Below are 12096 nucleotides of genomic sequence, written 5' to 3' on the forward strand. Positions count from 1 at the left end.
TCCTCGTTAAACCAGGTAATCGCTTAGGGCTGTTTGCACGCACGGTGAATCGAGCAGCGAGCTGCTGTGGAAGAACCGCACGATGTTGGCCACCAGTGGGTGATGGCGATTGATCGGGAAGGCCACGCCGGACACCTCGCGCTGGAGTGCATCGCGGGCGGCATCGCTGATGCGCAAGGCGCCGATCAGACGCAGGTCGAAGGCTTGCTGGATGTCATTGGTCAGGTAATGACTGATGAACACCGGCAGAATCCGTGCGATGCATTGGCGGTCAGCGTCGCTTGCGGTGTGCCAGTAAATACGTACCAGCCGGGCCCAGAAGCCCGAATGGCGGCCTTCGTCGAGCAAGTGATCGGCCATCAGCCCCTTGATCGAATGCTTGACGCTGTCGTCCCTGGCGAACGCTGCGACATCGCACGTGACGGTGTTCTCGGCGATGGCGACGCAGATCAGTTCCACGGCCGCTCGTAAATGATCCGGTGCCAGGGCCATGGCCGCCGGAATCGCCCGGCTCAGTTCGATCTGGTCAGGCAGTTCGATGGGCTCGATGCCGGTCAGGGCAACGGTCTGTTGCATGAAATCCATCGCCACCAGCGCGTGATAATCCTCGTCGATCACCACGGTCATGGCGTCGTAGCGGCAGGCGAACGGGAAGGGCACGGGGAAGCGATTCTTGGCGATGCTGCGGGCGGTTTTATCGACGATCTCGGTCTCGAAAATCACCACGTCGTTGATGAATTTGTAGAGCGTCTGCACCAGCGCGAAATCCCGCTGTTCGGGGCATTCGCGCAGGAAGGTTTCGCTCAGCACCAGTTGCTGGCGGCTGAGCGGGTAGATCAGCTTGTCGTCGTTCTCCAGCATGCGGCGCGGGCGAGTGCGAATGGTCGCGCGGTTTTCCCAGGCATCGGCGAAGGATTGGTAGTCGACGGCGTTCATGCGTTCACCTCCGCCAGAGGCTCGTGCATGCTCAGGCGCAGGCCATCCCACAGGGCGATACGGCTTTCCACGGCGGCAAGGGCACTGGCATAGACGTCCCGTTCCTTTTGCGGGTCGCCATCCACCAGTCGCGCCAGCAGCTGTTCAGCGGCCGGGCCATGGTCTTCGGAGTCGACTTCGATATGGCGCTCCAGGTAATAGCGGAAGGTCGGCGCCTGTTCGATGCCAATGCCCCAATCGTCCAGAATGCGCTGGAACATCTGCGGAATGACGCTTTCGCGACCGTGCAGAAAGGCTGCCGCCACGCTGTGGCCGGGCGCGTGCAGCGCGGTGTGCAGGGTGTGGCGCACGAATTGCGCGGCGCACGGGTCGACGTCCACGCTGCGCAGCGCGACGTCATAGCTCACGCCTTCCTGTTGCAGGGCGACGAACCGCTCTACCACGACGGTGCTGGCGCCCACCTCGCGCATGGCATCGAGGTACAGCTCGAAATGGCTGTAATGACCCTGGGCGGGACGATCATCGGACTCTTCGCCAAGCACGATTTCGTTGATCAGTCGCGCCGCGCGTGGATCCCTCGGCGGCAGCCAGGGCAGTTGTACGCACGTGAGTTCCTGTTGCAGGCGCTTGGTCAGGGACATGAAGTCCCATACTGCAAATACATGGCACTCCATGAACCGTTGAAGTACCGCAAGAGAATGTATTTCAGAAAAGATGGGGTGCGAACTCAGTTCTGCCTTTTTCTGATCGAGCCGGTCTTTTATTGAATTCATGGCGAGCCTATAGGTCAGTGTTCTGTAATGGATTGGAATCAACAGGTAACAGTTGTATGAAGTTCTTTCTGGCGAGCGGGTACAACAAGCGTTGAACGATGTCACTGACATGCAGGTCAATGGCGTAGCGCTTGGTGGCCGGTGCTCTTGGGTGGCAGAGAAAAAATTAATACACGAATTAAGTGTCGGGCAAGTAATTTTTATACTAATTTCAAGTTCAACTTTTTAAGGTGCGAGATACCCCGATAAAACTTTTGTATGAAGTTTTATTTTGGCGTAGTTGCTCCCTCCGACTTATATAAGTAGAAATCGAATAAAGAGTGAATGCCTCACTCGAGCAACTTTCTAAGGATCATCGTTAGTGTGATCTGAGGGGGAAGATGGCCATGGCGCCAATACTTCCTTTTCCCGTGGCAAGACTCCTTCCGTAGGTTCTTGGGTAGGGTGGGCGACGCCGCTTGTGCGGTGTTTCGCCCGTTGTTATTGGTTGGCAATCCAAGACTGAGCGTAAATCAAGGCAGCCGCTATCGCTGACGTGTCCTGCCGTCAGCGCAGCGCTTGAACTCGAGGAAAAAAAGGGAGGTTACGCAGCTGCGCCAGACCTGATCGAGCTGAGGGAAGCGGCTCGATCAGGTCCGGTGCGGCGATTCGTTTCTAGGCTTTTCGACTTTTGGCTTCGGTGCTTTCGAGGTAGCGGGTAATGACCTCGACGCCGCGATTGAGGTGGTGCTCAAGCAGCTTCACCGTAGCTTCGATGTCGCGAGCTTGCGCCGCGTGCAGCAAGGCGCGGTGATCGTCCTGGGACAGTTTGCCCAGGCCCATGGCTTCCAGGTTGAACCGCAGGAAGCGTTCTTCTTCGTTCAGGCCCTCTTCGATCAGTTTCAACAACCGATGGTTGGGGGCCTTGCCGTAGAGCGACATGTGAAACAGACGGTTGAGTCGACCGATTTCGCTGTAGTCGTGCTCGGTTTCCAGTGCTTCGATGTACTGGGCGGCGTGCTCGAAATCCTCGGCAGTGAGCAGAGGGATCGACAGACGCAGCGCTTCTGACTCCAGCAAAATGCGCAGCGCATAGGTTTCGGCGGCATCGCCCTGAACCAGTGGCGCAACGACAGCGCCTTTATGGGCGACCACATTGAGCAGCGCCTGCGCTTCGAGCTGGCGCAGGGCTTCGCGCACGGGCATGCGACTCACCCCGAACAGATCGGCCAGGTCCTGCTGGCGAAGGGCGGTACCGCAGGGAATACGGCCGTCGAGGATGGCGGCGCGCAACGTCTGTTCGATGACGGAACGGGCCACGTGGGCGGGAATCGGGCCGTTGACCTTGATGCTGTGAAGAGGGTTGGGTTTTTGTGTCACTACAACGCACCCTGATGACTGAGAGATTGGATCCAAAATGAAACTAGTAACTGCCTGAGAAGTTGTCAAACGGGCAAATTAAACATCTTGTACATCAAGCTTAGCGCGGTCCTGCGATCTCACCGTGCCATTGTTCCTGTAACCGGCTAACCTTCACCTTCATCGAATCCACCTGCCTACATGGATGCCACGCATTGGCGGTACGTTTCGCGATCCCTCGGACTGTGCGCTGGCTATCCTGCGCGTTGCTGCTGGCCGGTGCCTTGGCGGGCGGTCTGCATGCCGACTGGGATTTCTCCCTGATCAGCCGCCGGGCGCAGGCATTGTACGGACCTTTGGGCGCAGGTCAGCAACGAATCGAATGCCTGGCAGAACCTGCTGGCGACGCAGAAGCAGCTCCCTGAGCTCGAGAAGCTCAAGGTCGTCAATCTGTTCTTCAACCGGCAACTGCGTTATCAGGAAGACATCGACTTGTGGCACACGGTCGATTACTGGGAAACGCCCATCGAAGCCTTGTGGAAAGGCGCCGGGGATTGCGAAGACTACGCCATCGCCAAGTATTTCAGCTTGCGTCATCTCGGCGTTTCCAGCGACAAGTTGCGCATCACCTACGTCAAGGCCCTGACCCAGAACCGCGCGCACATGGTGCTGACTTACTACGCCAGCCCCGACGCCATGCCGCTGGTGCTCGACAGCCTGATAGACGCGATCAAACCCGCCAGCCAACGAACCGACCTGCTGCCCGTCTACGCTTTTAATGCCGAGGGCGTGTGGTTGCCGGGGGACAAGGGCAACAAAAGAGTCAGCGACACCAAACGCCTGTCTCGCTGGCAGGACGTTCTGAAAAAAATGCAGGCCGAAGGATTTCCGGTCGAGACGACTAACTAGGAGCACGCTCTCAGATGTCTTTGTTCAAACAGCTGTTGATCGCAATCTGTCTGTTCCTGGTGGTCGCCTTCACCGGCAGCTTCATGGTCAGCCTCGAAAGCTCGCGCACCCAGTACGTCAACCAGTTGCGCTCCCATGCGCAGGACGCGGCAACGGCGCTGGCGCTGTCGTTGACGCCGAACATCGACGACCCGGCGATGGTCGAGCTGCTGGTCAGCTCGATTTTCGACAGCGGTTATTACGCGAGCATCCGCGTGGTCGATCTGGCGAACGACAAGACGCTGGTCGAACGCAGCGGCAGCCCGGCGGTGAGCAACGTGCCCGACTGGTTCGTCAAACTGATCGGCCTGGATCCGGCGGGGGGCGATGCGATCGTCAGTCGCGGCTGGGAGCAGGCAGCACGGGTCGAAGTGGTCAGCCATCCGATGTTCGCCATCGCCAAGCTGTGGCAGAGCGCCCTGGGCAGCCTCGGCTGGTTGCTGCTGTGCGGTGCGGTCAGTGCGGCGCTGGGCGCCTTGCTGCTGCGCCGGCAATTGAAGCCGCTGGATTACATGGTCCAGCAATCCCACGCCATTGCCCGTCGCGAATTCCTCAGCCTGCCGGACCTGCCACGCACCCCCGAGTTGCGTCGCGTAGTGCAGGCCATGAACCAGATGGTCGAAAAGCTCAAGGCGTTGTTCCAGGAGCAGGCCGAACGCAGTGAAAAATTGCGCGACGAGTCCTATCAGGATTCATTGACCGGGTTGGCCAACCGGCGTTACTTCGAGATGCAATTGAATGCGCGGGTGAGCAATCCCGAGAAGGCGAGCTCGGGTTACTTGATGCTGTTGCGGGTCAAGGACCTGGCCGGGCTGAATCAGCGCCTGGGTGGCCAGCACACCGACGAGTTGCTCAAGGCGGTCGGCCAGCAGCTGTTGCGTGAGTGCGCCCGTTATCCGGAGACGCTGAACATGGTGACGCGGGTCCGCGGTGGCGAATTCGCAGTGCTGGCGCCGGGGTTGATGCACGCCGAAGCGCTGCAACTGGCGCAACACCTGGACCTGGCCCTGACCAGTCTGCACGCGACGGGTGCCACCGACCTGGCGGCCGTGGCCTACATCGGTCTGGCGCCTTTCAAGTTTGGTGATTCACCGCAAGCGGTGCTCGGGCTTGCCGATCAGGCCCTCGCCCAGGCAGAAGGCCAGGGTGAGTCGAGGTGGGTCTGCCTGGACCACAGTGCTCCGTCGGCGCTCGCCGACGATCATCATGCCTGGCACCGCTTGCTCGATAACGCGCTGAATCAACGGCGTTTCGAGCTGTATTTCCAGCCGGTGGTGGCCAGCCAGGACACCTCGCTGGTGTTGCATTACAAGGTGTTGTCGCGGTTGATCGACGACCAGGGCCAGGCGATTCCGGCCGGCCGATTCCTGCCGTGGCTGGAGCGTTTCGGCTGGGCCGCGCGCCTGGATCGGCTGATGCTGGAACAGGTGCTGGAGCAGATGACGGGCCATCAAGCCGCGCTGGCGCTGAACCTGTCTTCGGCGACGCTGACCCATCCCCAGGCGTTGGGCAAGGTCTTCGACATTTTGCGCGCGCACTCCAACCTCGGCCCGCGACTGATCCTGGAAATCGGCGAGGAGCAACTGCCGGAACAAGCCCGGCTCGAAGACCTGATGCGCCGCCTGCGCGAGATTGGCTTCTCCCTGGGCCTGCAACATTTTGGCGGCCGCTTCAGCATGATCGGCAACCTGGCGCGGCTGGGGCTGGCGTACCTGAAAATTGATGGTGTGTACATCCGCGCGATTGATCAGGAGAGTGACAAGCGTTTGTTCATCGAGGCGATTCAGCGCGCGGCGCACAGCATCGACCTGCCGCTGATTGCCGAGCGGGTCGAAACCGAAGGAGAGCTGGCGGTGATTCGCGAGATGGAGATTTTTGGTGTGCAGGGGCAGTTGGTTGGGGAGCCGAAGCCCTGGGAGTGAGCTTTGGCGTTGGGTTGTTCTCCAGGCTCGCTCCCACACTGAAAATCCTGTGGGAGCGAGCCTGCTCGCGATGGGGCCTTCAATAACGACACAATACCTGAGAGAACTAGATCAACCCCACCTCATCGTCATCCACCAAATGCTCCAGCCCACCCAGCGCTTCCCGCGCCTGGGAACGGTCCATGAGCTTGGCCTGGGCGGCGACCGGCAGGTCGGTGACACGAATCACGCCTTTGTCGGTGAGCACCTGGATCAGGTCGTCGATGACCCGGATCATGTCCAGGTCGCTCTGCTTCAGTTGCTTGAGCTGTTTGATCTGCTTCAACTGCTTCTGACTGGTGGCCACCAGTTCAGTGGCGAACCATTCCTGCAGGTCAGGATGATCCGCCGGCAAGGTTTCAGTGGACCCGGCGTACGCCTCGGCTTCCACGCGCGTCAATTGGCCGTCCGTATCGCGTTGCACGTAGAACATCGAGCGTCCCTCATGAGTTGAGCAGCGTCATCCTGTCAGCAGCATAGGCGAAATCAGCCATATGGTTATGCGCTAACGGTATTTAAAATAAAGTTCTTATATCTATAAAGTTAACACCCTGCGTACCTGCCGACCAATCGGCGCGCCGCACGACACGAACCAACACGGGACCTCCGTGAGTTTCTGATCGACGTGCGCGCCCTTGAGCGTGCCGTGCGTGGGAGTGATTTTATGTCCGTCGTTTCTGCAACTCGCAACATCGCCGCGCAAATCTTCGAGATTCGCCCATTCAACGGCGTGGTCGGCGCCGAAATCATTGGCCTGGACCTCTCCCGGCCGGTCAATGACGATGATTTCGCGCGCATTCACCGTGCGCACCTGGACCACCATGTCGTGGTGTTCCGCGACCAGCGCATTACCCCCCAGCAACAGATCGACTTCAGCCGCCGTTTTGGCGTGTTGCAGATCCATGTGCTCAAGCAGTTCCTGCTGGCCGGGCACCCGGAAATCCTCATCGTTTCCAACATCATCGAAAACGGCCAGTCCATCGGCCTGGGCGATGCCGGCAAGTTCTGGCACTCCGACCTTTCCTACAAGGAGCTGCCCAGCCTGGGCTCGATGCTGCACGCCCAGGAACTGCCATCGGAAGGTGGCGACACCCTGTTCGCCGACATGCACAAAGCCTGGGATAACCTGCCCGAAGCGCTGCGCAAGGCGGTCGAAGGACGGTCCGCAGCGCATTCCTACACGGCACGCTACAGCGAGACCAAGTTCGAAGGCAATTGGCGTCCGACCCTGACACCGGAACAACTGGCCCAGGTCGCCGAAGTCATCCACCCGATCGTGCGCACCCACCCGGAAAACGGTCGCAAGGCCTTGTTCGTCAGCGAAGGGTTCACCACACGGATCGTCGGCTTGCCGGAGGACGAGAGCAAGCAGTTGCTCGATGAACTCTACGCCCACAGCGTGTTGCCGCAGAACATCTACCGTCACCAATGGCAGCCCCATGACCTGGTGTTCTGGGACAACCGCTCGCTGATCCACCTCGCCACCGGATGCCCAGGTCATCTGCGTCGCAAGTTGTATCGCACCACCATCCAGGGCACCAAGCCGCTTTAAGGGAGCTGATCGACATGAACGCCCCATTGCCAGGCCACACGGCCAGCAAACCGAACGCCACCGCCCAGGCGCTGTTGGCGGTCGACAACGTCAGCCTCGAATACCGCACGCCCCAGCGGGTGGTTCGGGCGACCCATCAAGTCAGTTTCGAGATTGATCCGGCGGACCGGTTTGTCCTGCTGGGGCCTTCCGGCTGCGGTAAATCGACCTTGCTCAAGGCCGCCGCCGGCTTCATCCAGCCGGTCGAGGGCGAGATCCGCCTGCAAGGCCAGCGCGTCGATGCGCCAGGGCCGGACCGGATCGTGGTGTTCCAGGAGTTCGACCAACTGCCGCCGTGGAAAACCGTCAAACAGAACGTGATGTTTCCGCTGCTGGCGTCGAAAACCCTCAAGCGCAAGGAAGCCGAAGAACGCGCGCTGGATTATCTGGAAAAGGTCGGGCTGGCGGCGTTCGCCGATGCCTATCCGCACACGCTTTCGGGTGGCATGAAAGCGCGTGTGGCCATTGCCCGCGCGCTGGCCATGCAGCCGAAGATCCTGTTGATGGACGAACCTTTCGCCGCCCTCGACGCGCTGACCCGGCGCAAGATGCAGGAAGAGTTGCTGCTCCTCTGGGAGGAGGTGCGCTTCACCTTGCTGTTCGTCACCCACTCCATCGAAGAGGCGCTGGTGGTGGGCAATCGCATCCTGTTGCTGTCGCCGCATCCGGGCCGCGTGCGGGCGGAAGTCCACAGCCATCAGTACGATCTGCATAGCCTGGGTGGCGCGGCGTTTCAGGAATCGGCGCGGCGTATTCATCGGCTGTTGTTCGATGAAGGCCCGTCAGAGCAAACCGAGCGCGAACTGGATTTCACCGATATCCGCATCGCTTATTGAGCCAGTTGAGAGGAGGGCCCGATGAGCCATTTATCATCCCCGCGTGAAGAATTCGAAAACGTTCTGCCGCCGCTTGCCAACGTGTCGCTGGAGCGTGAGCTGCCGCTGGGCCAGCGCCTGTGGCAACAGGGCTGGATTCGCAAAGGCCTGATCCTGATCCTGCTGGCGCTGCTCTGGGAAGCCATCGCCCGTTACCAGAACAACGACCTGCTGCTGCCCAGCTTCGTGCAGACCGCCCAGGCGCTGTATGGCGGGCTGGTCAGTGGCGAGCTGTTGGGCAAGGTGTGGATTTCCCTGGTGGTGCTGGTCAAGGGCTATCTGATCGGCATCGTTCTGGCGTTTGCCCTGACCACCCTGGCGGTGTCGACCCAGTTGGGACGCGACCTGCTGAGTACGCTGACCTCGATGTTCAACCCGTTGCCGGCCATTGCCCTGTTGCCGCTGGCGCTGCTGTGGTTCGGCCTGGGGCAGAACAGCCTGATTTTCGTGCTGGTGCATTCGGTGTTGTGGGCGTTGGCGCTCAACACCTATGCCGGCTTCCTCGGCGTCTCGGAAACCCTGCGCATGGCGGGGCGCAACTATGGCCTGAAGGGCATGCGTTTCGTGCTGTTCATCCTGATTCCGGCGGCGCTGCCGTCGATTCTCGCCGGATTGAAAATCGGCTGGGCATTTGCCTGGCGCACGTTGATAGCGGCGGAACTGGTGTTTGGCGCGACCAGTGGCAAGGGCGGGTTGGGCTGGTACATCTTCCAGAATCGCAATGAGCTGTACACCGACAAGGTGTTTGCCGGATTGGCGGTGGTGATCCTGATCGGGTTGCTGGTGGAGAACCTGGTGTTCGATTCGCTGGAGCGGGTGACGGTGAAGCGGTGGGGGATGCAGAGGTAATGGGTGTCAGGACTGGCCCCTTCGCGAGCAAGCCCGCTCCCACAATGGATCTGCGTACACCGATCCACTGTAGGAGCGGGCTTGCCCGCGATGGGGCCCTACCGACCACCACATCAACCAAAGATGTTTGCTAGCATTGCGCTCGAATCAATCCCCACGGCCAATGAGTGCTCAGCATGCAACTCCCGGACATGAACCTTCTGGTCGCCCTCGACGCTCTGCTCGACGAGGGCAGTGTGGTGGGCGCGGCGCGGCGGATGAACCTCAGCCCGGCAGCCATGAGCCGCACGCTCACGCGCATTCGCGAGGCCATTGGCGATCCGATTCTGGTGCGGGCCGGCCGTGGCCTGGTGCCGACGCCCAAGGCGCTGGAGCTGCGCGAGCAGGTGCGCGACCTGGTGGAGCAGGCGGCGCAGTTGTTTCATTCGGCGCGGGTGCTGGACCTGGGCAGTTTGCGCCGGCGCTTCAGCATCCGGGCCAACGACTTTTTCGTTGGCATCTACGGCGGCAAGCTGTTCGACACCATGGAGCGCCAGGCGCCACATTGTGAGCTGCGCTTCGTTCCGGAAGGCGATGGCGATGACGAGGCGCTGCGCGAAGGGCGCATCGACCTGAATGTCAGCAACAGTCGTCCGCTGATGCCGGAAGTAAAGGTGCAGAACCTGTTTTCCACGCAGTTCGTCGGCCTGGTGCGCGAAGGCCATCCGTTGCTGGACGAAGAAATCACCCCTGAACGCTTCGCCGGGTTTTCCCACATCAGCATGTCCCGTCGCGGTATCGCTCGCGGGCCGATCGACACCGCGCTCAACGCCCTGGGGCTGGAGCGACGGGTGGCGGTAATCGCGCCGAGCTTCCATGCCGCGATGTTCGCCTTGCCTGATTCCGACCTGATTCTGCCGGTGCCCCGGGAAACGCTGTTGAGCGTGCGCCGCCTGGGCCTGAAGTTGTGCTCGTTCACCCTGCCGGTGGCGCTGCCGACCATCGTGCTGACGCAAGCCTGGCACCCGCGCTTCGACAACGATCCGGTGCATCGCTGGCTGCGCGAAACGGTGAAGAACCGCTGCGACGAAACCTGGCTGGCCGCCCAGGCCTGATGACGGCACAGGCCATTCATACCTATGGATGGTGTTGCACCTGTGAGGCCGGTGTTAGTTTTTTCAGCGTTGCGAGGCGGCACCTTGTCATTCGATAGCTGCGTCTGATGCACTTATACATTGCCAATAAGTCAATTTTCGTCAGCGATCAGCGTCCTTAAACTGCCAGCCTATTCATTTTGGAGTCTACCGATGACCTCCCTGACGGCATCGGCGTCGTTGGCTGCCCCTGCGCCGGCCGCCGCGCCGACGCAATTTGGCCTGCGGATCATCATTGGCCTGGTGGGCGTGTTACTGGCGGTGCTGGTGTCGGGCCTCAATGAGATGGTGACCAAGGTGGCCCTCGCCGACATCCGCGGCGCCCTGGCCATCGGCTATGACGAAGGCACCTGGCTGGTCGCCAGCTACACCGCGACCTCGGTGGCGGCGATGGCATTCGCCCCCTGGTGTGCGGTGACGTTCTCGTTGCGGCGTTTTACCCTCTGCGCCATCGGCCTGTTCACCTTGCTGGGCGTGCTGTGCCCCTTCGCCCCGAACTACGAAAGCCTGTTGCTGATGCGCACCCTGCAAGGCCTGGCGGGCGGTGCGTTGCCGCCGATGCTGATGACCGTGGCCCTGCGTTTCCTGCCGGCCAACGTGAAGCTCTACGGCCTGGCCGGATATGCCCTGACCGCCACGTTCGGCCCTGGGCTCGGTACGCCGCTGGCGGGGCTTTGGACCGAGCATGTCGGCTGGCAATGGACCTTCTGGCAGATCATCGCGCCATGCCTGATCGCCATGGTGGCGGTCGCCTACGGCTTGCCTCAGGACCCGGTCCGCCTGGAGCGTTTCAAGCAATTCAACTGGCGCGGCGTGCTGCTGGGTTTTCCGGCGATCTGCATGTTGGTGATCGGCATCCTGCAAGGCAATCGCCTGGACTGGTTCGAGTCGAGCCTGATCACGGGTTTGCTCACCGGTGGCCTGGTGTTGCTGGTGCTGTTTCTGATCAACGAATGGTCGCAGCCGATTCCATTTTTCAAGTTGCAGATGCTCGGCATCCGCAACCTGTCGTTCGCACTGCTGACACTGGCCGGTGTGCTGGTGATCCTGCTGTCGGTGATCATCCTGCCGTCCAGTTACCTGGCGCAGGTGCAGGGTTATCGCCCGGTGCAGACCGCGCCGATCATGTTGATCGCGGCGCTGCCGCAACTGATCGCGCTGCCGCTGGTGGCGGCGCTGTGCAACCTGCGCTGGGTGGATTGCCGCTGGGTGCTGGGGATCGGCCTGAGCATGCTGGCGGTGTCGTGCCTGGGGGGCTCGCAGCTGACCTCGCAATGGATTCGCGACGACTTCTACGTACTGCAACTGTTGCAGATCTTTGGCCAACCCATGGCGGTGTTGCCTTTGCTGATGCTTTCCACCGGCAGCATCACGCCGATGGAAGGCCCGTTCGCCTCCTCCTGGTTCAACACCGTGAAAGGGCTGGCGGCGGTGATCGCCACGGGCGTGATCGAGACGCTGACCACCTCGCGGTTGCACTTTCATTCGACCATGTTGGTGGACCGCCTCGGCAACTCGCCGCTGGTCGATGGCGACAGCGCCGGCCTCGCCCATCGTTTGCACGAGCAGGCGGTGGTGCTGACGGCGTCGGACCTTTACCTGTGCATGACCGGCGTCGCCCTGGTGCTGATCCTGTTGATTTTCTGGCTGCCGACGCGGATCTATCCACCGCGCGCGCCGACTTGAATGCTC

10 protein-coding genes and 1 pseudogene are annotated in these 12096 nt (G+C 60.9%); 7 read left to right on the forward strand and 4 right to left on the reverse strand.

Features of this window, described 5'->3' with window-relative positions; translation table 11 throughout:
* Positions 1-6: 6 nt before the first annotated feature.
* The 3 genes from ABVN20_RS14625 to ABVN20_RS14635 form a co-directional block, all read right to left on the reverse strand.
* The gene (locus ABVN20_RS14625; RefSeq protein ID WP_368556428.1) at positions 7-936 is read right to left on the reverse strand and encodes a diiron oxygenase; all 930 of its coding nucleotides are present in this window, start codon (positions 934-936) and stop codon (positions 7-9) included.
* Positions 933-1709, reverse strand: a complete 777-nt coding sequence (locus ABVN20_RS14630) for a DUF3050 domain-containing protein (protein WP_368556429.1) — start codon at positions 1707-1709, stop codon at positions 933-935. Before ABVN20_RS14630 ends, ABVN20_RS14625 begins: the two co-directional genes overlap by 4 nt.
* Before the next feature lie 654 nt (positions 1710-2363).
* Entirely contained in the window at positions 2364-3068 is a 705-nt protein-coding gene (locus ABVN20_RS14635; protein ID WP_368556430.1) for a GntR family transcriptional regulator, read from the reverse strand.
* A 194-nt stretch (positions 3069-3262) separates the two neighbouring features.
* Here ABVN20_RS14635 and lapG point away from each other — a divergent pair.
* Together lapG and lapD are read left to right on the forward strand one after the other, a co-directional pair.
* Positions 3263-3956, forward strand: a pseudogene (gene lapG, locus ABVN20_RS14640) (cysteine protease LapG).
* 14 nt (positions 3957-3970) lie between these two features.
* Positions 3971-5917 carry a cyclic di-GMP receptor LapD gene (gene lapD / locus ABVN20_RS14645; protein WP_368556431.1) on the forward strand — a complete coding sequence of 649 codons (1947 nt, stop codon included), beginning with the start codon at positions 3971-3973 and terminating at the stop codon, positions 5915-5917.
* Positions 5918-6023: 106 nt separating this feature from the next.
* Here the strand turns inward: lapD and ABVN20_RS14650 are convergent, their stop codons facing one another.
* On the reverse strand, positions 6024-6389 hold the full coding sequence (locus tag ABVN20_RS14650; RefSeq protein ID WP_368556432.1) for a tryptophan synthase subunit beta: 366 nt from the start codon (positions 6387-6389) through the stop codon (positions 6024-6026).
* A 231-nt stretch (positions 6390-6620) separates the two neighbouring features.
* On the opposite strand from ABVN20_RS14650, the gene ABVN20_RS14655 reads away from it, so the two are divergent.
* The 5 genes from ABVN20_RS14655 (at position 6621) to ABVN20_RS14675 (ending at position 12090) form a co-directional block, all read left to right on the forward strand.
* Entirely contained in the window at positions 6621-7508 is an 888-nt protein-coding gene (locus ABVN20_RS14655) for a TauD/TfdA dioxygenase family protein (RefSeq protein ID WP_368556433.1), read from the forward strand.
* Positions 7509-7522: 14 nt separating this feature from the next.
* Entirely contained in the window at positions 7523-8383 is an 861-nt protein-coding gene (locus ABVN20_RS14660) for an ABC transporter ATP-binding protein (RefSeq protein WP_368556434.1), read from the forward strand.
* A gap of 21 nt (positions 8384-8404) precedes the next feature.
* On the forward strand, positions 8405-9271 hold the full coding sequence (locus ABVN20_RS14665; RefSeq protein ID WP_368556435.1) for an ABC transporter permease: 867 nt from the start codon (positions 8405-8407) through the stop codon (positions 9269-9271).
* Positions 9272-9447: 176 nt separating this feature from the next.
* The gene (locus ABVN20_RS14670; protein WP_368556436.1) at positions 9448-10365 is read left to right on the forward strand and encodes a LysR family transcriptional regulator; all 918 of its coding nucleotides are present in this window, start codon (positions 9448-9450) and stop codon (positions 10363-10365) included.
* Positions 10366-10557: 192 nt separating this feature from the next.
* The gene (locus ABVN20_RS14675; RefSeq protein ID WP_368556437.1) at positions 10558-12090 is read left to right on the forward strand and encodes an MFS transporter; all 1533 of its coding nucleotides are present in this window, start codon (positions 10558-10560) and stop codon (positions 12088-12090) included.
* Positions 12091-12096: the final 6 nt, after the last annotated feature.

Origin of the sequence: Pseudomonas sp. MYb118 (genome assembly GCF_040947875.1) — a bacterium.
GTDB lineage: Bacteria > Pseudomonadota > Gammaproteobacteria > Pseudomonadales > Pseudomonadaceae > Aquipseudomonas.

Bases quoted from the DNA above. Each gene is read 5' to 3' on its own strand.
- ABVN20_RS14670 (WP_368556436.1), top strand. From the start codon at position 9,448: ATGCAACTCCCGGACATGAACCTTCTGGTCGCCCTCGACGCTCTGCTC.
- ABVN20_RS14660 (WP_368556434.1), top strand. From the start codon at position 7,523: ATGAACGCCCCATTGCCAGGCCACACGGCCAGCAAACCGAACGCCACC.
- ABVN20_RS14630 (WP_368556429.1), bottom strand. From the start codon at position 1,709: ATGAATTCAATAAAAGACCGGCTCGATCAGAAAAAGGCAGAACTGAGT.
- ABVN20_RS14625 (WP_368556428.1), bottom strand. From the start codon at position 936: ATGAACGCCGTCGACTACCAATCCTTCGCCGATGCCTGGGAAAACCGC.
- ABVN20_RS14665 (WP_368556435.1), top strand. From the start codon at position 8,405: ATGAGCCATTTATCATCCCCGCGTGAAGAATTCGAAAACGTTCTGCCG.
- ABVN20_RS14655 (WP_368556433.1), top strand. From the start codon at position 6,621: ATGTCCGTCGTTTCTGCAACTCGCAACATCGCCGCGCAAATCTTCGAG.
- ABVN20_RS14650 (WP_368556432.1), bottom strand. From the start codon at position 6,389: ATGTTCTACGTGCAACGCGATACGGACGGCCAATTGACGCGCGTGGAA.
- lapD (WP_368556431.1), top strand. From the start codon at position 3,971: ATGTCTTTGTTCAAACAGCTGTTGATCGCAATCTGTCTGTTCCTGGTG.
- ABVN20_RS14675 (WP_368556437.1), top strand. From the start codon at position 10,558: ATGACCTCCCTGACGGCATCGGCGTCGTTGGCTGCCCCTGCGCCGGCC.